Origin of the sequence: Protofrankia sp. BMG5.30 (assembly GCF_001983005.1) — a bacterium.
Classification (GTDB): Bacteria; Actinomycetota; Actinomycetes; order Frankiales; family Frankiaceae; genus Protofrankia; species Protofrankia coriariae.
The window spans coordinates 29,172-50,245 of record NZ_MOME01000036.1; the positions used below are offsets into that span (position 1 = coordinate 29,172).

Here is a 21,074-nt window from a genome sequence, read left to right on the forward strand (position 1 = left end):
CAGACGGTGAACGGATGGCCCACTACGGGGCCCGGCACTGGGAGCCCTCCTGTGGCGCGCCCGTCCGCCGCGATCGCCAAGGTGGAACATATCGGTCATATGTTCCGGATCCCCTGGTCAACCGCCCGCTGATGGTTGATGCGGAACTCGACGCCCGATGCGCCCAGGTCGAGGCCGTCGTACGGGGCCTGGCTCACAGCCCGGGCGCCCGCGGGTTGGAAGGTCTTGCCCGCTTCCTGCTCCGTTCCGAGGCACTGGCCTCGTCCCGGATCGAAGGGCTACAGGTGTCCGCTCAGCAACTCGCCCTCGTCGAACTGGCCGACACCGAGGGCATCCCCGTCCGCGGTTTCACCGCCAACGCCCGTCTCGTCGCCAACAACATCCGAGCACTGAAGCAGGCCGCGGGGGAACTGGCAGAGGCACCGAGTATCACCGTGGCAGACATCACCAACCTGCACCGCGCGCTGCTACCCGATCATCATCCTCCGGGACTGCGCACCGTACAGAACTGGATCGGTGGCAATGACTGGCATCCTCTCGACGCCGATTTCGTTCCGCCGCCACCTGAACGCGTCGAGCCGCTCATGGATGATCTTGCCCTGTACATGTCCGGAGCCGGTCATTCACCACTCGTGCAGGCCGGGCTCGTGCACGCCCAGTTCGAGACCATCCACCCGTACACGGACGGGAACGGACGGGTCGGACGAGCACTGATCCACACGGTGCTGGCCCGGCGGGACTCACCCGTGCCGCGGTACTCCCGGTGAGCTTCGTACTGCTCACCCGTTCTGACGCCTACGTCCAGGGGCTGAACGCGTACCGGTACGGCGAGGACGGCCGAGACGGCGTGAAACGGTGGCTGATGGTGTTTCTCGAAGCCGTTGAGGTGACGGTCGCACAGGCCAGCCGTTTCGCCCAGGAGCTCACAGATCTCCAGCGGGAGTGGACGGATCGCCATGGCCGCTCCCGTGAGTCCCAGGGGAAGCGGCGCCAGGCGCGTTCCAGTTCAGCCGTTGTGCGGCTGCTCCAACAGCTTCCCGAAGTCCCCCTTGTCACGGCCCGGACGGTCGAACGCCTGCTGGACGTGTCGTTCCCAGCGGCCCGGGCCGCTGTCGAAGAGCTGGCCAGCGCTGGCGTGCTCACCCCACGGCAGGTTGGACGAAACACGACGGGCTACCTCGCCCGGGAGGTCTTCGAGTTGCTGACCCTCGCCGAACGGCACCTGGCCAGCACCAGGTGGGATACCCGTCAGGCCGCCCCGGCCCGGCCGGTGCCGGCCCTTCCCCGTCCAACCGGCTGACGCCGTAACCGTGTCGACCCCGAACAGATCCGGATCCCGTAGAAATCCCCGCAGGTCAACACAGCCCACGCTGCAGCCTCGGCCGCGTGTGTGCCCGTAATGATGTACACCGTAATGATGTACACCGCCAGACACGAAATCGCCTACCGTCGTTTCACGGAATGTCAGCACCAGATACGACTTCCGGCCGGCCGCGAAAAGAGCCCCTCCAATACGCGCCGGCCCTGACGGCAACAGACGGCCGGCCGCCGCGGCTGGGAGCGGCTGTGGACGGGGCGGCTATGACGCGGGGTGGTCGTCGGTGCGGGCGGTGGGGAGCTGGTGGCGGAGGCGGTTGCGGCGGCGGGTCGTGGACCAGACGCCGACCAGGCCGAGCAGCGTGCCGACGGCCGCGGTGGCGATCCACCACAGGTGACCGTCAGCGCGTAGATCATCCCAGAACGGCAGCATCACGATCAGCGCGACGAGCCACAGGACCGTGCCCACCCGCACCGACAGCACACCGTCGTACGGGAGCGGTTCCAACTGCCGCCGCTCACCCGTCGCGCTCACCCGTACGACGCTACCCGGGCCGGGTCGCCCCGGCACGATGCCCCGGCACGACGCCCCCGCACGCGGTCCGCCGCGCAGGGACCCCGGCCAGGCGCGGCAGCACAGGTCATGATCCAAAAGATTTTGTCGCTGTGTACGGTTTTCAGCCGAAAAAGCGTACACAACGACAAACTCGCGGTGATCTTGTAAGCGGACGACGCACGTCGGGAGGGCGTCGGGGGCCCGGCAAACGGCAACGGGGTGTCAGGAGGACAGGAGAGCACGGCCGGCGGCGGCGTGGACGGCGTCGTCCTGGGGGGTGTGTACCCGTCCGCAGAGGACGTTCCGGTAGTGGCGCTCCAGGGGATTCGCACGGGTCAGGCCGGGATTGCCGATCAGGGCGACCGCCTTGCCCACCGCGTCGATCGCGGCGTTCGTGACCGCCGACTTCACGACGCTGCCACGGGATGTAGGGAGGGCTTTCCCGGCGTCGACCTCGCGCGTGGTCGTCTCGACCAGCAGTCGGGCCGTGGTCAGCGTGACGTCGATCTCCCCGACCGCGGCCTGGAAGCGCGGCAGGCTCGCCAGCGGCCTGCCGAGGTTGGACGGTACCCGCTCGTGCAGAAAACCGATCAGCCAGTCCCGGGCGGCCTCGGCGACCCCCAGATAGATCGAGGCAATGGTCAGACCGCCCCACGCCGCGAGGCCGGACGCAACGGTGGAATCGACCACCCCCGGGTCCCGCAGCCTCGACGCGGGCGTCAGGCCGATCCCCGCCGCGGCGTCCAGGCGCACCCGGTTGAAGATCACGTCGTGGCTTTCGGTTGCGCGCATACCGAAGTGGTCCCAGGTACGGACGATCTCGATGCCCGGGGCGTCCGCCGGCACCAGGAAGGTGCCGATCCGCGGCTCGCGCGGTCTCGGCCGCGCCGAGGCCGGCTCCGGCCGCCCGTGGGAGGCGGCGTCCAGCGCCGGATCGCCGGCGGCCCCGTCGGCGGGATCACCAGCGGGCTCGGCGGCCGGGTCACTGGCGGGGTCGGTGGCTCCCCACACCAGCATCCAGCGCAGCACCGGCGCGCCCGTCGAATAGATCTTGTGGCCGCTGAGCTCCCAGCCGTCCCCGGTCCAACGCGCTGTCGTCGCCGGTATGCCGCCGCGGGCGGGGGTGCCGAGATCGGGCTCCACCCGCAGCCCGTTGGCCAGCGCGCCCTCTTCGACGGCGGAACGCGCAATGGGCCCGTACACCTGCGCAGGCCATGGCTCAAAGCGTCCGCAGCTCGCGTGGATGATGTAGGTCATGGCGAGGACCAGTGTGGTCGACGGGTCGCCGCGGGCGATCGTCCCGAGCACCTCGACCACCTCGGACAGGCCTGCCTCCGCTCCGCCGTAGGCGGCCGGCACCGTCAGTCCGATCAGCCCGGCCCGGTGCAGCCGGTCGAGGTTCGCCACCGGAAAGGTCCCCGACCGGTCGTGCTCGGCCGCGGTCGCGGCGAACTCGACGGCCAGTTCGRCCAGCAGTTCCCGACGGGACTGGCGCGATGGCGCGATCGACGGTGCGACGCTCACTGGTACGCCCCCTGTGCCATTGCAGATCAGGGAATGTTCATCCGGGCCGAAGAACACACGGAACCGCAGCGGGACGGTGGGACACCGGCGTTCACCGGGCGTCGTTTTCCAGGAAGGTTCCGTAGCGGCCGTCGTGGTAGATCAGCGGGGTCACGTCGTCCCCGGTGTGTGCCTGCAGGACCCGGGCAACCAGCAGCCGGTGGTCGCCGGTGGCAACCCGGTGCTCAAGCCGGGCCCGCACCCAGGCTGGCGCCTCGGCGAGCAGCGGCTCACCGGTCGGTAGCCGCGTCCAGCGGGTCGGCGCGGCGAACCGGTCGATCCCCTTGATGGCGAAACGGTGCGCGAGATCGCGCTGGCTGTCGGAGAGCAGGTGTACGACCACCGTGTCCGCGACGAGCAACGACGGCCAGCTCGACGATGTCGACGCCACGGACAGCGAGATCAGCGGCGGTTCGAGCGACAGCGAGGCCACCGACGTCGCGGTGAAGCCGACCGGACCGGAGGCTCCTTCCAGGGTCACCACCGTCACCCCCGCGGCGTGCCGGCGGAAGACCCGGCGGTAGGCGTCCGGGTCGACCCCACGCTCGGCGGCGTTCTCAGCGTCGGCGGGAGCAGCGCCGACAAGCCGGACCACCGGACTATCGGCGATACCGTGATCGTCCAGCGATTCGGTGAGCCGGGCCTGCGCCGCGTGGCGGGCGGCGGCGGACGCGGGCCGGGCCTGGCCGCCGCTCACCGCGCACCCCCCGACCCGGTGGCCGCCCCCACGGTAACCGGCGCCGCCGCGGCCAGCGCCGTGACGGCCGCCCGGACCAGCCCGCCGTTCGCCGCGGACCAGGCCGCGGTCTCGTCGTCGAGCTCCGGCAGCCTGGCTTCGATGATCGAAAATGCCGGGACGGGGACGGTCGCGCCGAGCTCGGCCAGCAGCGGACGCAGATGCAGCTCGGTAACGGGCAGATGCGCCGGTGCGCCCGACACGATCACCGGTATGGCGACCACCCCGGCCAGCGCACCCGACGGGAGCGGGTCGAGGAAGGCCTTGAGCAGACCGGTGTAGGTGGCCTTGTACACCGGCGTCGCCACGACGAGCACACCTGCGCCGCGGACGGATTCCACCGCGCTCGCGACGGCACCGGTGCTGTCGGTGAACAGCTCCGGTGCCAGCAGGGCGAGGTCGACGTCACCGGACTCCGCGGCCGGTTCCGGGGTGGCCGTCCCGAACGCGGGATCGGCGGTCAGACCGTCGCGGATCCGGTCGGCGAGCGCGCGGGCGACCGTGAGCGTCCGCGAACCCGGGCGGGGGTTTCCGCTCAGGACGATGATGCGCGGGAAGGGCTGCGGCATGACCAGCCTCCGACTGGGCTCTCAGTGATCCTGAAACCTGGGCCGCCGGCGGCGCGGGAAGAGAGTGATCGCGCCGTCTTCGACCGATGGGCATATGGATGATCGACGGGCTCGAAGCCTCTGTCCATTCTGTTCCACGGCCACGGTCAACTGTTTGGTCAACTGCCCGGTCATCTGCTTGGTCAATTACCCAGCGATCGGACCAGGAACGAGGCCACATCGAGTTTCTTGTCGAGGACGCCGGCCTCGGTGTAGACGTCCGCGGTGCGTTGCAGGTCCTTTACGACGGTGTCGTCGATCGGGACCGCGAGCATGTTCCGGCGGCCGACCACCGTGGCCGCGACCGGCTCGGGCAGCTTCGTCAGGGAGGCGAACAATGTGGTGAACGCCTCCTTGTTGGAGTTCGTCCATGCGTATGCCCGACCCTGACGGACCAGGAAGTCGGCGATGGCCGCGCGTTTCGCCGGATTCTCGAGCGCCTGCTGCGAGGCTACGGTGAATCCGAGYCCGGTGCTGATCCCGTCGCCGTCCCGAAGGACCCGGGCGCCCTTTGCCTCCGAAAGCGCGATGTACGGGTCCCAGGTGGACCACGCCGCGATCTGGTTGGAGTCGAAGGCGGCACCGGCCGCCTGCGGCGTCAGGAACGAGATCTCCACGTCGTTCGGGGTGAGCCCGGCCTCCCGGAGCGCGCCGAGCAGCAGGTAGTGCCCGACGCTGCCCTTCGTGGTCGGCGAGACGGTCTTGCCCTTCAACTCCGCCACGCTGTGGATGGGCGAGTCCTTGCTGACCAGGAGCGCGACCCCCCGCGGGGAGCCGCGGGACGCGCCGACGACCTTCAGCGGCGCGCCGGAGCCGAGCGAGGACAGGACGGGCGCGTCTCCGGCGCCGCCGATGTCGGCGGCGTTCGCCCGCAGTGCCTGCAACAGAGGCGCCGCGGCGGAGAAGTCCGACCATTCGATCTTGTACGGCGCATCCTTGAGCGCGCCGGAGGCATCGAGCACCGCCTTGTTCTGACCGACCTGGTCCGCGACCCGCAGGGTCACACCGGACAGGTCCGGCGCGGCACCCGCCGGCGTCGTCGCCTGCGGCGCGTCGGATCCCCCGCCGCAGGCGACAGCCAACAGCAGGGCCACGAGCGCGGCGAGGCCGACGAGCAGGCGGGATTTCGGACGGGTTGACAGACGTGGCATCAGGCAACTCCGGTACGCGGATCTCTGTCGTCCGCGAAGGTGAAGGAAAACGTGACGGTGGCGGGAAACAGGCCGGACGATTCCGGACAGCCCTGGCCGACGGAAACCGGCCGGACGGCGGGAACATCAGGGCCGCAGTCGAAAATCCTGGTTACGGAAAGCTACAATTCGATGGGAAAACGGCCGTGCACCGACCGGATCCGAGATGGCGGCGGCGACGAGTCCGTCATCGACAGCGGCTACTCCAGGCCCGACCGTAATCCACGCAACGACGTCGCGTCAGGACGGTCTCGGCAGGCATAAAACAGCACTCTGCGTATTTTTTGCTTGTTCAGTCAAGAAGTAGAAAAGTGATATGTATCACACAAGTTGGTCCGTTGACGCAGGTGGGRGCGTCATGCTTCCGTTGATTTCATGCTCAAGCCGGCGCTTCTGGTGACTCGGGGTCACATCGACCTTCTTCGGGTGAAGTCCGCCGCATGTCCGGCGTCCCGGCCAGGGACGTGACCTCATCTGAGGTGTGACGATCTGAAGGTGTGACGATCTGAAGGTGTGACGCGACGAGCGCCCGGCAGGCCTGCGCCAGGAATTTCTGATCGTCTTCGGTCGTCCACAACGGTTTGTTTTCGGATATCCGACAAACTGGCCGTGTCTCCCGACGGATCGGTCTCCCGACCGGAGCGGTCTCCCGACCGGAGCGGTCTCCCGACCGGAGCGGTCTCCCGACGGATCGCGACAGTTCCCAACAGACAGCCGGCGGATCCGCCGCGATACACGCCGTTCTTCCGGCCGGCCGCCACCCGCGTCCGGCGTCCACCCGGCGGCACAGGTGAACGGTAGGGCGGCCCGTCGATCCGAGCAGCTACAGCACCAGAGCGCCCCCTGACCCCTCGCCGGCCGCCACCGCCGGCAGCCAGGCACAGCACATCGACAGCGTCACCACCGACATCGCCGCCGGCCTTGTGTTCCCGCCGGCTCTGTGTTCCAGCGACCGTGCTGGCGCCGGAAACACATCCGGAGCGGAGAAATCCACAAGCGGAGAATTTGTGACGACACAGACACTCCCCACGGGGAGGGACACGGCGCGCGCGGCCGGCCAGGACGGGGGCGCCGACGCGTCGGACAACACGCCCGCGCTGCCGGACGTCCCGCCCGGGCGCGGTGCCCCGGCGCTGACGACGGTCACCGCGTCAGCCGCCAGGCGGCGTGGCGTCCCGCGCTGGGTCCGGCGGCCGGTGGGCCCGCTGCTCCTGCTGCTGCTGTGGCAGATCGCGAGCTGGCGTGGCAGCACGTCCACCGAACTGCTCGCCTCACCGTGGACCGTCGTCACCACCTTTGCCGACCTCGTCGGCAGCGGCGAGCTGCCGACGGCGATCGCGGTGTCACTGCGCCGCGCCGCCACCGGCGTGCTGCTCGGCGGGTCCGTCGGCGTCCTCCTGGCGCTGCTCGCGGGGCTGTTCCGGCTCGGCGAGGATCTCATCGACGCGTCGGTGCAGATGATCCGGACCGTGCCGTTCGTGGGCCTCATCCCCCTGTTCATCATCTGGTTCGGCATCGGTGAGACGCCAAAGATCGCCCTGGTCGCCTYCGGTGTCGCCTTCCCGCTCTACATCAACACCTACGCTGGTATCCGCAACGTCGACTCGAGCCTCGTCGAGGCCGCCCGAACGGTAGGGCTGACCCGGCTGGGGCTGATCCGGCACGTCATCCTGCCCGGCGCGCTGCCGAACGTGCTGGTGGGGCTGCGCTTCTCCCTGGCCATCTCGTGGCTCGCGCTCATCTTCGCCGAGCAGATCAACGCCAACCAGGGCCTGGGGCAACTGATGAACGACGCCCAGGAGTTCCAGCGAACCGACATCATCGTCGTCTGCCTGGTCGTCTACGCCTTTCTCGGACTCACCGTCGACGCCATCGTCCGACTTCTCGAAAGGGTGCTGCTGTCGTGGCGACCGGCATTCAGCGGAACGTGACCGCCCGGCCCGGCCCGGAAGCGCCCGGGCAGTCCCCGACGCATCCAGCGGTGGACCGTCCACCGGTCGACACCGCGGGCGGGCAGCCGGAGCGCGCCGACCCACCGACAGCCCCGGAAGCGGACCAGGCGCCCGCGCACCCACCGGCGGCCGGCCCGCTCCCGACCCCGGACGGCACCCCGCTCGCCGTGACGGTCCGCGGCCTGCGGCGCGCGTTCGGCAGCAACGTCGTCATCAACGACCTCGACCTGGACGTACCGGCCGGCCAGTTCGTCGCGCTGCTCGGCGCCAGCGGCTGCGGGAAGAGCACGCTGCTGCGCATCCTCGCCGACCTCGACACCGAGATCAGCGGGCAGGTGCGGGTGGCGTCCCGGCGGGCCGTGGCCTTCCAGACACCGCGCCTGCTGCCGTGGAAACGGGTCTGGCGCAACGTTGTCCTCGGCCTTCCCGGCCGGCCCGACAGGGCCAGGGCGACCGCGGCACTGACCGAGGTGGGCCTCACCCACCGGGCCGACGCCTGGCCGAAGACGCTCTCCGGCGGTGAGGCGCAGCGGGCCTCCCTCGCCCGCGCCCTTGTCCGTGACCCCGACCTGATGCTGCTCGACGAGCCGTTCGGCGCCCTCGACGCGCTTACCCGGATCCGGGTGCAGGGGCTGGTCGAGCAGTTGTGGCAACGTCACAGCCCGGCGATCCTGCTGGTCACCCACGACGTCGAGGAAGCCCTGCTACTCGCCGACCGGGTTCTGGTCATGAAGGACGGGGTGATCGCCCACAGCGCGACCATCGCCCTTGCCAGGCCCCGCGACGTCGGCGATCCGCGTTTCGTCGCGCTGCGTGCCGAACTGCTCGGCTGGCTTGGAGTCGGGCATGCCCGCTCCGAGGCGGCCAACGGTCGTCCGGCGCGGGACGGCGAGCCCGACCCGGCAGCCGATGTCCGAGAACCTCCGCCCAGACAGAAAATCCTCTCATGACCTCTTCTCAGATACCCGCGTACTCGGACGTCGATCCGTTCCACCGCCGCCTGCACCAGATCACCCAGGGCGAGCTGGACCCGGACAYCGCGCAGACATCGGGGATGCGCCGGTTCTCCGCCATCAGCGGCAAGACCGTCGGATCGTCCAAACTGTGGATGGGACAGGTGCACGTCGCCCCGGCCACCGCGTCCGGCAACCATCATCACGGCCGCTCCGAGACCGCCATCTACGTGGTCAGCGGCCATCCGGAGTTCGTCTTCCTCGACCAGGCGGTCGAGGGGACGGACGAGCCCGGCCCCGGCCGTGAGGTCCGGGTGCGGACCTCACCGGGTGACTTCATCTTCGTGCCGCCGTGGGTCCCGCACCGCGAGGAGAACCCCGACCCGAGCCTCGAGGCCATCGTCGTGATCGCCCGAAGCACCCAGGAGGGGATCGTGGTCAACCTCGAGGACCTGCGGTGGGCCGGGCCGGTCCTGACCAACGGATCGGATGTCGAGGGCTGTTCCTGACCGACCGTCCTGACCAATCGTCCTGACCGACCCTGCTGACCGCTCGTTCTGACCGCTCGCTGGTCCCGTGCGGTCGCGATCCATCCCAACCTCGCACGTCATGTTCACGAGGAGCAGCGCCATGCCTGTGGAGTTCATCGGACTGATCGCAACCAACGAAGGGTCGGAAACGCATCGGAGCTCCGGAGCGGTCATCGACCCGAACTACGTCCGCCGGTTCGCCCGCGTTCACGAGGACGCCGACTTCGACCGGGTACTGATCGGCTACAGCTCYGCATCACCCGACAACATCCAGGTCGCGGCCTATGCCGCAGCCCACACCGAGCGTCTCGGATATCTGGTCGCGCACCGGCCGGGCGTGGTCTTCCCGACGGTGGCGGCCCGCTATTTCGCCACCCTCGACCATTTCTCCGGCGGGCGGATCGCCGTCCACATCATCACCGGTGGCAGCGACGCCGAGCAGCGGCGGGACGGCGACTACCTGACCAAGGACGAACGTTACRACCGCACCGACGAATACCTCGACATCGTCCGCAAGACGTGGACGTCCACCGAGCCGTTCAGCCACGAGGGGCGGTACTACAAGCTGGCGGACCATCTGGCCACCGTGCGCCCGGTCCAGCAGCCGCACATCCCGCTGTACTTCGGTGGGTCGTCACAGGCGGCCTACCGGGTCGGCGGCAGGCAGGCGGACGTGTTCGCCCTGTGGGGCGAGCCGCTGGCGCAGACCRCCGAGCAGATCGCCGCGGTGAACCAGGCCGCCGAGCGGGCCGGCCGGCCCAGGCCGGGGATCAGCGTGTCGTTCCGGCCGATCCTCGGCCCGACCGAGGACCTTGCCTGGGAGCGGGCGCACCGAATCCTCGCGGACACCCGCGCGAACCTGGCCGCGCCCGGCAACATCTTCAGCCAGTTCCGCCACGCGTTCAGCCCTGAGCGGGCCCCGGCGAACGTCGGGTCACAGCGCCTGCTGGCCGCGGCCGCCGCCGGCGAGCTGCACGACCGGGCGCTGTGGACGCCGCTGGCCGCCGCCACCGGTGCCGCGGGCAACTCGACGGCTCTGGTCGGCACCCCGGAGACGGTCGCGCAGGCGTTGCTCGACTACATCGACATCGGCGTGACCACAGTGCTGATCCGTGGTTACGACCCCTACGACRACACCATCGACTACGGACGTCAGCTCATCCCGCTGGTCCGCGAGGAGGTCGCCCGTCGGGACCGGGGGGAGGCCGCGAACCGCACCGCGATCGCGCCGGGACCCGCGGCACTGGCGGCCAACGGCGCGAGCGTGAACTGAACGTGAAGCGAACGTGAACCGAGTGTAAAGTCGACAGGCGGGTGGGTGTGCTACCAGTCAACCGGTCCACGCCCCCGTCCGGCGATCCCGGGGGGATCGCCGGATACCGTGTACGCCAGGGCAAACACAACCAGCACACGACAGCGGGAAAACCCGGCGCCAGCACGACGAAACGCAACCTCCACGAAGCTTTCCAGCTCTGTTATCCTTCGGATGTGAATTATCACGTGGAGCCGAGACCACGCATCGCTGGTCCGCTGCACGCCGGGCTCCTTCTCGAGGCTTTCTGGCCTCCTCGTCGCGAACACGACTTCGATCAGTACTGTCCGGGCTCCCTCGCGCGCTAGAGACAGGATCAGCGCTCACCAGCCCGTTCCGCAAAATTCTTTTGGCCGTAGCGGCCGTCCGTCAGAATTTATGTGACCACTGATCGAAAACGACACAACATGTTTTCTCGCACCTGAGTACCAGTCCGGTCGAGCCGGGAGGTGTCGAGGAATCCGAAGGAGCCATTCACATGACCGCGCCACGCCCAGGTTCGTCCCACCTTGAGCAGCCCCGTCTCACAGTGACGCAGAGACGCCGCCTGGACACCCTGACAACCGCYCGCGCAACGGTCGCCACCCCCCTCCGGCAGCAGCCGGAGCGCGATGTGGTCGTACTCGGTCGCGCCGCCTCCTGGCAGCAGCCGACCGTCCAGCCCCCGGCCGGTTCACCGATCATCGCACCGGCCGGCGCGCCGACCACCACGCCGCAGCGCCCCGAGCGCGGCGTGTGGATCGACCGTCCCACCTGGAGCGCGTTCGTCGACGGAAAGCTGCTCGACCTGACCTATCTCGAGTTCGAGTTGCTCGACTTTCTGGTGCGCCATCCGGCGCTGGTGCACTCCCGCACCGCGCTGCTGCGCTCGGTCTGGGGCTACAACCTCGACGACGACCCCCGGGCGGCCGGCCGGACCGTGGACGTGCRCATCACCCGGCTGCGGCGCAAGCTGGGGCCCGAGCACCGAGACCGCATCGAGACCATCCGCCGGGTCGGTTACCGCTACCGTCCCGTCTCCACGGGCCGCCAGGCATAGGCCGGGCCCGACGGGGCTCCGGTCGCACCGACGGCGCCCGAACGACCGTCACCCAGTGGGCCCAGCCTGACCGACGTCCCGGCCACGCGGCCATCTCGAGCGCCGAGGTCACCTCGAACGTCGAGGCCGTCCCGGGTGCCGGGGCGGGCCGTCGTCCGCGCGGCGGGACATGTCGGTGAGTCCAGTTGTCTACCGTGCCCGCTACCGTGCCTGCTACTGTGACGCTCGGGTATCCGAAGAATCACCGTGCGGTATGGTTCTTGAAGACTACCATGACCACGCCAAGGAGATCATCATGCCGGGGGGCGTGACACGAGGTCAGCCGGAGCCCGGTTTCCCGATCAAGGCCGCTCCCGCGCCCGACGCCGGGCGCATCCGTCGCGACGCCAGCCAGCGGTGGGCACATACCGCTGGAAACACGTAGTTTTTCTGGTAATGAGCGCAGCGGAGAAGTACTTTGACCCGATGGACGGCGTGGCCGAAGCCCAGCTTGCATCGGTTCTCCGCCTGTCCGTGATGCGGCTGTCGCGGCGTATGCGCCAGGAGCGGTCGAACACCCTGACACCCACGCAGATCGCCACCCTCGCCACCCTGAAACGGCACGGCTCGATGACCCTCGGTGAGCTCGCCGCGCACGAGCGGGTGCAGCCGCCGTCGATGACGCGGGTGGTCGCCCACCTCGCCGAAGCGGGCCTGGTCGCCCGCGGCGCGCATCCCTCCGACGGCCGGCAGGTCATCGCGCGGATCACCGAAGCGGGCATCGACCTGCTGGAGGCCGACCGCCGGCGCCGCGACGAGTGGCTCGCCGAACGGCTGGCGTCACTGAGCCCGGACGAGATGGCCGCGCTCGAGCGGGCCGCGCCCATCCTGGACACGCTGGCCGGCTCATGACGGGGGCCGGCTCATGACGGGGGCCGCCGTCGGCCCGTGACACGGCCCGCCACCACCGGTGCTGGTGCGCGCGGGCGGGGCATCCGCGTCCAGGTCGTCGACCGGGCGCCGTCTCTCCATGCCGCGCGTCATGCACCCATACCGTCCATGTAACCCATGTAACCCATGTAATCCATGTAATCCATGTCACCCATGCCGTCCTACAGCTCCACCCAGCCGCTGTCCTCCTCGGACGCGTCCGCGGCCGCCAGCACCCGCGCGATGGTGAGCAGGTCGTGGAAGGTCGCGCCACGGACCAGCGCGGGGTCGCCCAGCTCGGTGACCCGGACGACGTCGTAGGTCGCCTCGATCAGACCGGGACGTGCGCCCGGGACCGCGCGCATCAGCAGATCGCGCGTGCCGTCCGCGTCCTGGCGCAGGACGCGGCGGCCCTGCACCACCATCCGCCCGCCGGTCCCGCAGATCGTGATCGTGGCGGTCTCCAGCCGGCCGTCGGGCCGCTCGTTGATCAGTGCCGTGGCGCCGCTGGCCGACAGCAGCGCGAAGGTGACGGGCGCGTCGGCGGTGAGCCTGGCCGCGGGCATGGCGTCCGGGCTGGCGCAGACGGCGAGCACCTCCCCGCACCAGCGGACGACCAGGTCGACGATCTCGGCCCGGCCGGACTGCCCCGCCGGGGCCCCGAGTACGGTCACCTGGGTGATCCGGCCGAGGGCGGCCAACGACGCCTGTACATGCCAGGCCGCCGGCCAGGCCCGGCCGTCCATGGCGACGACATGCGCGAGGTCGGACTCCTCCGCCAGGTCGGCGACGGCCCGCAGCGACTCCGGGTCGGCGGTCGTCGGACGAGCCAGCAGCACGTGCAGGCCGGCTTCGACGGAGCGGCGCGCGATCACGTCGGAGCCGGGCGGCCCCATTTCGATGCACACGGCCTCGATCTCGTCGGAGAGCATCGCGACCAGATCCGCGTAGGCGCGTGGTGCCTCGGCCTCCGCTGCCCAGGCCAGCGACTCCAACGGCTCGGGCGCGAGCAGGCCGACCACGTCCACCCCCGCGTCCCGTAGCACCGGTGCGGTCGTGCGGTCGCTGCCATCCGTCGCCAGAGCCATCGCGCCGGGCAGGTCGGGCAGCAGTCGTCGGGTGTCGCGTCGGCGTTCCCGCCATTCGCGCGCACCTGTCGGATCACGTTGGGCCACCAACTCGGGAACCGTTGTCACATACCGATAGTGCCCTCCAGCGCGGGGGCCTGGAGCGTTATTCGTAACTACCCGGCATCAAACTCCCGACGCCAACAGGAGGAGATCTTTTTGTCCGACTTATTACCATCATTCCCATCAATGGTGGAGCCGGTGTCGGTAACCGGCGGCCGCATCATGCAGAATCCGCGGTCATGGCTCGGATGTTCGTGGCGTTGCTCCCACCGGAGGATGTCCTGCAGCCACTCGCCGATGCCGTCGAGCGGCTACGGGCCGACCGGTCGGGGCCGGCGGTGGGGCTGCGGTGGGCTTCACCGAAGAGCTGGCACATCACACTCGCCTTCCTCGGCGAGGTACCCGCGGGCGTCCGGCCCGCGCTGGCTCGGGCACTGGCCCGGGTGGCCGCCGAGCACCCGCCGGCACCGGTGACCATTTCTGGTGGCGGACGCTTCGGGAGCCGGGTGCTGTTCGCGGCGGTCGACGAGCGGCCGCTGGCGCCACTGGCCCGTGCGGTCGCCCAAGCGGCCAGGCAGGCCGGAGCGGACGGCCTGGACCCCCGCGAGTGGCGGGGGCACCTCACGCTCGCGACCCACCGGCCGTCCCCCCACCGGCAGGGCCGACACACCGACGCACCGGCACCGGCCGATCAACCGGACCTGGCGGTGTTGGTCGACAGCCTCGCCGGGGTCAGCGCCCGGCCGTGGACGGCGACCGGGTTCGCCCTCATGAGCAGCGGATCACCGCCCGGCCCCCCGTACGCGACGACGGCCACCTGGCCGCTGGCGGGCTGAGTCGCCGGCGGGCTGGGCCCGCTGACACGCCAGGGCCCGCCACAGCGGCACGATCACCTGTCGGCCACGGCGACGGCGGGCCCGGGAGCGATCCTGTCCAGCGTGTCCAGTTCCCGCTCGCCAAGAACGATCTCCAGCGCCCGCAGCGCCGCGGTGAGCTCGTCGACACCGTGCGGGCGGATGGTTGCCGCGGTCAGCTCCGGCTGGGCGAGCAGCCAGGCGAGCGCCACGCTCGCGGGTCGTTCACCGAACGATTCGCACAGGGCCACGAACGCCTCGAACCGAGGCCGGTGCCGCTCCAACCGCCGTTCCACCTGCCGCAGTTCCACCTGCCGCTGTTCCGGCACGCCCGCCGGCGCGTACGCTGAAACACCGTCGAGCAGCGCGTCCAGCAGCGGGCTGYGCCCGATCACGCCCACGCCGTAGGACTGGCAGACCGGCAGCACCTCCGTCTCGGCCGCACGCTCCAGCACGCTGTAGTCGCACAGGTTGCTGACAAGGCCGAGGGAACGCCGCCGCATCGCGGCCTCGTTGCCCGCCGCGATCTCCCAGCCGGCCAGGCCGGACGAACCGACATAGACGATCTTCCCCTGGGCGGCCAGCATGTCCGTGGCCTGCCAGATCTCCTCCCATGGGGTGTCCCGGGCCGGCGAGGATATCYGAAGAAGGTCGATATGGTCGGTGCGCAGCCGGCGCAACGACTCCTCGCAACGCCGCCGGATCTCGGGCCCGGACAGCTTCCCGTCACCCGCGGGCCGGCCCGGGCCCGGGCTGGCCGGTCCGTGCAGCCCGGTCGCCAGCACGATCTGGTCACGGCGCCCATGGCTCCTCGACAGCCAGTCACCGACAGCGTACTCGGCGGCGCCCGCGTCGGTGTATCCGGTGGCACGGGTGGGCCGCCCGTGGGCGTTCGCGGTGTCGAGGAAGGTGTCGAAAAAGGTGATACCGGCGTCCAGCGCCCGGTCCATGACTGTGCCGGAGAGGTCCGTGCCCACCGATGGTCCGACATTCATCACGCCCAGGCACAGCCGGGACACCCGCACGCCGGTACGGCCAAGATGCGCGTGGATCACAGAACAATCTCCCGTCATCGGCGACCGGCCCACCCGGAGCGCCCATGACCCACTATGCCGACGCGAACGCCGTCCGCCGTAAGCGGTGCCCGGAAGACACCGGCGGACCCTTCCGCGGAACCGTCCACGAAGCCCCGTGGCGATGCCCGGAAGCGCCATCCACGGACGGCCCCGAATCATGGCCAACCATGCCGGAAGGAATGAGATGGAGAGCTTGCCGCCGAACCGCATGTAACGGGTGGCGTAGGACACGTCGGGCGGAAGACACCGATCACGGGCGTGTGCAGGCCACAACCGCGAGACTTGGGGACAACCGTTGCCTACCGCCGAACCGGCCCGAGCGGTCCACACCCCGACGCCGCGGCCCCGGCGTGAGCCACACCGACGTGATCGCTACAGCGAGAGGAGCCCGGCGTGACCGAGCAGGTCAGCACTTTGACCGTCACCGACAACCGCACCGGCCGGACCTATGAGATCCCGATCGAGAACGGCGCGATCCGCGCCAACACCCTGCGTTCGATAAAGCTTGACGAGAGCGACTTCGGCCTGCTGACCTATGACCCGGCTTTCACGAACACGGCGAGCTGCCGTAGCGCGATCACCTTCATTGACGGCGACGCCGGCATCCTGCGCTACCGCGGCTTTCCGATCACGGAGYTGGCCGACAAGAGCAGCTTCCTGGAGGTCGCCTACCTGCTGCTCGCCGGGGAGCTGCCCACGGCCTCGGAGCTGGCGGTGTGGGAAAGCGAGATCACGCACCACACGCTCGTCCACGAATCGATCAAGAAGTTCATCGACGGCTTCTACCACGACGCGCACCCGATGGGCATCCTGCTGTCGAGCGTCGGCGCGTTGTCGACCTTCTACCCGGACGCCAAGGAGATAACCGATCCCGGGCTGCGCCGGCTACAGATCGTCCGGCTCATCGCGAAGATCACGACATTGGCGGCCTTCTCCTACCGACACTCGATCGGGCTGCCGTACGTCTACCCGGACAACGACCTGTCCTATGCCGGCAACTTCCTGAACATGATGTGGAAGGCCACCGAGCTCAAGTACGAGCCGGACCCGATTCTCGAGCACGCCCTCGACGTCCTGTTCATTCTGCACGCCGACCATGAGCAGAACTGTTCGACGAACGCGATGCGGGCCGTCGGGAGCTCCCAGGCCGACCCCTTCTCGGCAGCCGCCGCGGCTATTTCCGCGCTGTACGGCCCGCTGCACGGCGGTGCCAACGAGCAGGTACTGCGGATGCTCACCGAAATCGGGTCGGTGGAGAACATCCCGGCCTTCATCGAGCAGGTCAAGAGTGGCAAGAAGAAGCTGATGGGATTCGGGCACCGGGTGTACAAGAACTACGACCCGCGGGCCCGGGTGATCCGGCAGATAGCCGACGAGGTGTTCAAGGTCACCGGGACGAACCCGCTGCTCGACCTGGCCCTGGAACTGGAGCGGGTCGCGCTCGAGGACGAGTACTTCATCAAGCGGAAGCTCTACCCGAACGTCGACTTCTACACCGGCATCATCTACCAGGCGATGGGTTTCCCGGTGGAGATGTTCCCGGTGCTGTTCGCGGTCGGGCGGATGCCAGGCTGGCTCGCCCAGTGGGAGGAGGGCCTGCTCGACCCGGAGCAGAAGATCGCCCGGCCGCGCCAGCTCTACGTCGGCCACGAGGAGCGTCCGTACACGCTGATCGAGGACCGCTCGCCTGACTTCGCCGGTGCCTCCGACTCGATCGCGGCGCTGGCGGCCCAGGCGGCCCCGACCCGCCCGCGTCGGTAGAAACCGCTATACCCCCGGTCCCGTGGAAAGAGCGATGAGTACTGGTCCTGGAGTGTTCCGCGGAACACTCCAGGACCAGTACCGGCACGGCGTCGGAAACGAACGGTCCGGATGAAACGGAGAAAAGCGGCCCACCGGAAAAATCCGGTGGAAAGGCTGACGGAAAAGCAGGTTACGCGGGCTACGGCGGACTACAGACGTTCGACCACGTGGTCGATGGCGCCGGTGAGCGCCTGGATGTCGGACGGCTCGACCGCCGGGAAGCAGGCCACCCGCAACTGGTTGCGGCCGAGCTTGCGGTACGGCTCCACGTCCACGATGCCGTTGGCCCGCAGGGTGCGGGCGACCGCGGCCGCGTCCAYGCCCTCGAAGTCGATCGTGACGACAACCTGGGAACGCTGCGCCGGGTCTGCGACGAACGGCGTCGCGTAGCTCGTCTTCTCCGCCCAGGTGTAGAGAATCGACGACGACTCGGCCGTGCGGCGCACGCACCAGTCCAGGCCGCCGCCCGCGAGCATCCACTCGACCTGGTCGGCGAAGAGGAACAGCGTGGCGACCGCGGGAGTGTTGTACGTCTGATCCTTGGCGCTGTTGTCCCGGGCGGTGGTGAGGTCCAGGAAGGGCGGGATCCAGCGGTCGGAGGCGGCGATCTCGGCCAGCCGCTCCAGCGCGGCCGGGGACAGCAGCGCCACCCACAGTCCGCCGTCGGAGGCGAAGTTCTTCTGGGGCGCGAAGTAGTAGGCGTCCGCCTGCGAGATGTCGACCGGCAGGCCACCGGCGCCCGAGGTCGCGTCGACCAGGTGCAGCGCTCCCGCGTCCGCCCCGATCGGGCGGCGCACCGGCTTGGCCACGCCCGTGGACGTCTCGTTGTGTGGCGTCGCGTACACGTCGACACCCGGCTCGGGCGCCCACTCGGGGTGGCTGCCCGGTGCCGAGGAGACGACCGACGGCTCGGCCAGGAACGGCGCGCCCTTCGTCGTGTCGGCGAACTTGCCGCCGAACTCCCCGAACACCAGGTGCTGGGAGCGTTCGCGGACGAGGTTGAAGGCGGCGGCGTCCCAGAAGGCGGTGGCCCCGCCGAGGCCGAGCACCACCTCGTAGCCGTCGGGCAGCGAGAACAGCTCGGCCAGCCCGGCGCGGACCCGCCCGACCAGGGCGCGCACGGGCTTCTGCCGGTGCGACGTCCCGAGCAGCGACGTGCCGGTGGCGGCAAGCCGGGCCACCGCCTCGGGGCGGACCTTGGACGGCCCGCAGCCGAAGCGTCCGTCGACCGGACGCAGATGTTCGGGGATGACGATCTGGTCAGGCATGAATATCTCCGAGCGGCCGGGGAGCCGGGCCGACGTAGCGGGCGGACGGGCGGATGAGGCGCCCGGTGCGCTTCTGCTCCAGGATGTGGGCGCTCCACCCAGCGGTACGCGCGCAGGTGAACATGGACGTGAACATGTGCGCCGGCACCCCGGCGTAGTCGAGCACGACCGCGGACCAGAACTCGACGTTCGTCCGCAGCGGGCGGTCGGGGTACCGGTTGGTGAGCTCCTCGATGGCGGCGGCCTCCAGCGCCTCGGCCACCTCGTAGCGGTTCGAGCCGAGATCGCGCGCGGTGCGGCGCAGCACCCGGGCGCGCGGATCCTCCGCGCGGTACACGCGGTGCCCGAAGCCCATCAGCCGCTCCTTGCGGTCCAGCGCCCGGCGGACGTATCCGGTCGGGTCTCCGGTGGCCTCCACCTCGTCGAGCATCGCCAGTACCCGGGACGGGGCGCCGCCGTGCAGCGGGCCGGAGAGCGCGCCCACCGCGGAGGACAGCGAGGCCGCCGCGTCCGCGCCGGTGGAGGCCACCACCCGGGCCGTGAACGTGGATGCATTCATACCGTGCTCGGCCGCGGACACCCAGTAGGCGTCCACCGCCTGGACATGCTTGGGATCCGGCTCACCCCGCCAACGGATCATGAAACGTTCGGTGATCGTGCGAGCCCGGTCGACCTCCTTCTGCGGGACGGCGGGCTGGCCGAGGCCGCGGGCCGCCTGCGCGACGAAGGACAGCGCCACCACCGAGGCCCGGGCAAGATCGTCGCGCGCCTGGGCGTCGGAGATGTCGATGAGCTGGCCGAACCCCCAGTGGGGAGCCAGCATCGCCAGCGCGCTCTGCACGTCCACCCGGATGTCGCCGGAGTGCACCGGCAGCGGGAACGGCTCCGCCGGTGGCAGGCCGGGTTCGAACGAGGAGTCGACGAGCAGCCCCCACACGTGGCCGTAGTCGACCTTGCCAACAAGATCCTCGATGTCGACGCCGCGATACCGTAGCGCGCTGCCTTCCCTGTCCGGCTCGGCGATCTCGGTCTCGAAGGCGATCACGCCCTCGAGACCGGGCTTGAAATCACTCGTCTTCTCAGACATCGAAGTCCGGGGCTCCGCTTCCTGTCTCCGCCGGCCGGTCGCGTGGACGACGACGCGGGGTCTGGGCACGCCGAACGCCAGCCGATAGCTGATCTGAGCTGGTTGCATCATCGGGCAGAATTACCTGTCTGCATCCTGCCCTCTCGGCGGAAGCGGTGCCATAGCCCGGCAGGACACCGCCGGCGGCCCACGGCGAGCGCGATCGGAACTTACCCGGCAGACCGGGCCTCGCCGGCCGTAACGGCCTCGCCGACGTGGCGCAGGTCACTTTCGACCCAGAAGATCACCTGTACCCGACGTCACCGGGGCGGGCCTCCGGGCGGGCCTGCCCGGAGAAAGGTGACACGATCGACGGTGTGTCCGCCCGCCCGAACCACGCCCGGCCGCCGGTGCCCGATCCCGCCGCCCAACGGCGCTGTTACAGCGCGGGCAGGCTGCACGAGTCCGACCTTGCCCCCACCTGGGTGGCCCAGTTCGCGCGCTGGTACGAGCAGGCGTCCGCGGTGGCCGCCGAGCCGGGGTCGGCACTGCCCGAGCCGAACGCGATGGTGTTCGCGACCGCGGACACCCGCGGCCGGCCCAGCGCCCGGACCGTTCTGCTCAAGGGATTCGACGAGCGCGGCTTCACGCTCTTCACCAACCTCGGCTCCCGCAAGGCCCGGGAGGCCGCCGCGAATCCGTACGGTTCGCTGGTGTTTCCCTGGCACGCCCTGCAACGACAGATCGTCGCCGTCGGCGGGCTCGAGGAGGTGTCACGCGCCGAGACCGCGGCGTACTTCCGGTCCCGGCCGCGCGGCTCGCAGCTCGGGGCGTGGACGAGCCGGCAGTCCGAGGTGATCGGTTCCCGGGACTGGCTGGACCGGCGCTGGGCCGAGCTGGACGCTCGCTGGCCGGCGCCGGAACCGGTCCCGGTGCCGGCGTTCTGGGGAGGGATAAGGCTCGTCCCGGAAACGGTCGAGTTCTGGCAGGGAGGCCCTGACCGGCTGCACGACCGGCTGCGCTATCGTCGAATCGATGCCGACGACACTCCTGCCGACACTTCCGCGGACGAGGTCCGGGCTGGTGAACCGCGGTCCGGTGAACCCGGTACCGGCGAACACGGCCAGTCACACGCGGATGGCCGCTGGATCGTCGAGCGCCTGTCACCATGAGACGCGGCGTGTTGGGAAATTCTTATGCGCCAGCGCCTTT

The 21,074-nt window shown here is 69.8% G+C and carries 21 protein-coding genes; 12 read left to right on the top strand and 9 right to left on the bottom strand.

The genetic code is table 11. From position 1 onward, the window contains the following. The first annotated feature begins 131 nt into the window (after window positions 1–131). Entirely contained in the window at window positions 132–767 is a 636-nt protein-coding gene (locus tag BL254_RS27855; RefSeq protein ID WP_200902545.1) for a Fic family protein, read from the top strand. Next, complete coding sequence (locus BL254_RS27860) at window positions 764–1,300, top strand: hypothetical protein (RefSeq protein ID WP_200902544.1); 537 nt, start codon at window positions 764–766, stop codon at window positions 1,298–1,300. Before BL254_RS27855 ends, BL254_RS27860 begins: the two co-directional genes overlap by 4 nt. Before the next feature lie 279 nt (window positions 1,301–1,579). Here the strand turns inward: BL254_RS27860 and BL254_RS18420 are convergent, their stop codons facing one another. The 5 genes from BL254_RS18420 to BL254_RS18440 all read right to left on the bottom strand — a co-directional run bounded on the left by BL254_RS18420 (window position 1,580) and on the right by BL254_RS18440 (window position 5,931). Then, window positions 1,580–1,852, bottom strand: a complete 273-nt coding sequence (locus BL254_RS18420; protein ID WP_047224830.1) for a DUF2530 domain-containing protein — start codon at window positions 1,850–1,852, stop codon at window positions 1,580–1,582. A 243-nt stretch (window positions 1,853–2,095) separates the two neighbouring features. Further along, complete coding sequence (locus BL254_RS18425) at window positions 2,096–3,397, bottom strand: acyl-CoA dehydrogenase family protein (RefSeq protein ID WP_076844252.1); 1,302 nt, start codon at window positions 3,395–3,397, stop codon at window positions 2,096–2,098. Between the two features lie 91 nt (window positions 3,398–3,488). Continuing rightward, window positions 3,489–4,133 (bottom strand): flavin reductase family protein, encoded by a 645-nt coding sequence (locus BL254_RS18430; RefSeq protein WP_083731185.1) that lies wholly within the window; start codon window positions 4,131–4,133, stop codon window positions 3,489–3,491. Next, entirely contained in the window at window positions 4,130–4,741 is a 612-nt protein-coding gene (locus BL254_RS18435; RefSeq protein WP_076844254.1) for an NADPH-dependent FMN reductase, read from the bottom strand. The genes BL254_RS18430 and BL254_RS18435 overlap by 4 nt, the downstream gene beginning before the upstream one ends. 182 nt (window positions 4,742–4,923) lie before the next feature. After that, complete coding sequence (locus BL254_RS18440) at window positions 4,924–5,931, bottom strand: ABC transporter substrate-binding protein (protein ID WP_047224169.1); 1,008 nt, start codon at window positions 5,929–5,931, stop codon at window positions 4,924–4,926. Between the two features lie 1,046 nt (window positions 5,932–6,977). On the opposite strand from BL254_RS18440, the gene BL254_RS18445 reads away from it, so the two are divergent. The 7 genes from BL254_RS18445 to BL254_RS18470 all read left to right on the top strand — a co-directional run bounded on the left by BL254_RS18445 (window position 6,978) and on the right by BL254_RS18470 (window position 12,647). Next, entirely contained in the window at window positions 6,978–7,901 is a 924-nt protein-coding gene (locus BL254_RS18445; RefSeq protein ID WP_076844256.1) for an ABC transporter permease subunit, read from the top strand. Next, complete coding sequence (locus tag BL254_RS18450) at window positions 7,874–8,872, top strand: ABC transporter ATP-binding protein (RefSeq protein WP_076844258.1); 999 nt, start codon at window positions 7,874–7,876, stop codon at window positions 8,870–8,872. The genes BL254_RS18445 and BL254_RS18450 overlap by 28 nt, the downstream gene beginning before the upstream one ends. Beyond that, window positions 8,869–9,384, top strand: a complete 516-nt coding sequence (locus BL254_RS18455) for a cupin domain-containing protein (RefSeq protein WP_076844260.1) — start codon at window positions 8,869–8,871, stop codon at window positions 9,382–9,384. The genes BL254_RS18450 and BL254_RS18455 overlap by 4 nt, the downstream gene beginning before the upstream one ends. 121 nt (window positions 9,385–9,505) lie before the next feature. After that, window positions 9,506–10,678 carry an LLM class flavin-dependent oxidoreductase gene (locus tag BL254_RS18460; RefSeq protein ID WP_076844262.1) on the top strand — a complete coding sequence of 391 codons (1,173 nt, stop codon included), beginning with the start codon at window positions 9,506–9,508 and terminating at the stop codon, window positions 10,676–10,678. A gap of 652 nt (window positions 10,679–11,330) precedes the next feature. After that, window positions 11,331–11,756, top strand: coding sequence for a winged helix-turn-helix domain-containing protein (locus BL254_RS25280; protein WP_254858276.1), 426 nt, complete (start codon window positions 11,331–11,333; stop codon window positions 11,754–11,756). 253 nt (window positions 11,757–12,009) lie between these two features. Beyond that, window positions 12,010–12,180, top strand: coding sequence for a hypothetical protein (locus BL254_RS27865; protein ID WP_157180555.1), 171 nt, complete (start codon window positions 12,010–12,012; stop codon window positions 12,178–12,180). Between the two features lie 11 nt (window positions 12,181–12,191). Then, complete coding sequence (locus BL254_RS18470; protein WP_013871824.1) at window positions 12,192–12,647, top strand: MarR family transcriptional regulator; 456 nt, start codon at window positions 12,192–12,194, stop codon at window positions 12,645–12,647. A 200-nt stretch (window positions 12,648–12,847) separates the two neighbouring features. On the opposite strand, the gene BL254_RS18475 is transcribed toward BL254_RS18470, so the two are convergent. Beyond that, window positions 12,848–13,861, bottom strand: a complete 1,014-nt coding sequence (locus tag BL254_RS18475; RefSeq protein ID WP_047224165.1) for a Gfo/Idh/MocA family oxidoreductase — start codon at window positions 13,859–13,861, stop codon at window positions 12,848–12,850. A gap of 173 nt (window positions 13,862–14,034) precedes the next feature. Here BL254_RS18475 and thpR point away from each other — a divergent pair, with 173 nt between their 5' ends. Beyond that, on the top strand, window positions 14,035–14,631 hold the full coding sequence (gene thpR, locus BL254_RS18480; RefSeq protein ID WP_047224164.1) for an RNA 2',3'-cyclic phosphodiesterase: 597 nt from the start codon (window positions 14,035–14,037) through the stop codon (window positions 14,629–14,631). Between the two features lie 53 nt (window positions 14,632–14,684). Here the strand turns inward: thpR and BL254_RS18485 are convergent, their stop codons facing one another. Further along, window positions 14,685–15,704 (bottom strand): aldo/keto reductase, encoded by a 1,020-nt coding sequence (locus BL254_RS18485; protein ID WP_083731187.1) that lies wholly within the window; start codon window positions 15,702–15,704, stop codon window positions 14,685–14,687. 414 nt (window positions 15,705–16,118) lie between these two features. On the opposite strand from BL254_RS18485, the gene BL254_RS18490 reads away from it, so the two are divergent. Then, window positions 16,119–17,486, top strand: coding sequence for a citrate synthase (locus BL254_RS18490; RefSeq protein ID WP_076844266.1), 1,368 nt, complete (start codon window positions 16,119–16,121; stop codon window positions 17,484–17,486). Window positions 17,487–17,677: 191 nt separating this feature from the next. Here the strand turns inward: BL254_RS18490 and serC are convergent, their stop codons facing one another. Continuing rightward, a complete protein-coding gene (gene serC / locus BL254_RS18495) occupies window positions 17,678–18,796 on the bottom strand; it encodes a phosphoserine transaminase (protein ID WP_076844268.1) in 1,119 nt (372 codons plus the stop codon). Further along, window positions 18,789–19,883, bottom strand: a complete 1,095-nt coding sequence (locus BL254_RS18500; RefSeq protein WP_047224181.1) for a citrate synthase 2 — start codon at window positions 19,881–19,883, stop codon at window positions 18,789–18,791. Before BL254_RS18500 ends, serC begins: the two co-directional genes overlap by 8 nt. 254 nt (window positions 19,884–20,137) lie before the next feature. Between BL254_RS18500 and pdxH the strand changes: the two genes are divergently transcribed. Continuing rightward, window positions 20,138–21,034: a pyridoxamine 5'-phosphate oxidase gene (gene pdxH / locus BL254_RS18505; RefSeq protein ID WP_083731188.1), complete on the top strand. Its 897-nt coding sequence runs from the start codon at window positions 20,138–20,140 to the stop codon at window positions 21,032–21,034. The last annotated feature ends 40 nt before the right edge of the window (window positions 21,035–21,074 follow it).

Bases quoted from the DNA above. Each gene is read 5' to 3' on its own strand.
- BL254_RS27855 (WP_200902545.1), top strand. From the start codon at position 132: ATGGTTGATGCGGAACTCGACGCCCGATGCGCCCAGGTCGAGGCCGTC.
- BL254_RS18435 (WP_076844254.1), bottom strand. From the start codon at position 4,741: ATGCCGCAGCCCTTCCCGCGCATCATCGTCCTGAGCGGAAACCCCCGC.
- BL254_RS27865 (WP_157180555.1), top strand. From the start codon at position 12,010: ATGGTTCTTGAAGACTACCATGACCACGCCAAGGAGATCATCATGCCG.
- BL254_RS18470 (WP_013871824.1), top strand. From the start codon at position 12,192: ATGAGCGCAGCGGAGAAGTACTTTGACCCGATGGACGGCGTGGCCGAA.
- thpR (WP_047224164.1), top strand. From the start codon at position 14,035: ATGGCTCGGATGTTCGTGGCGTTGCTCCCACCGGAGGATGTCCTGCAG.
- BL254_RS18500 (WP_047224181.1), bottom strand. From the start codon at position 19,883: ATGTCTGAGAAGACGAGTGATTTCAAGCCCGGTCTCGAGGGCGTGATC.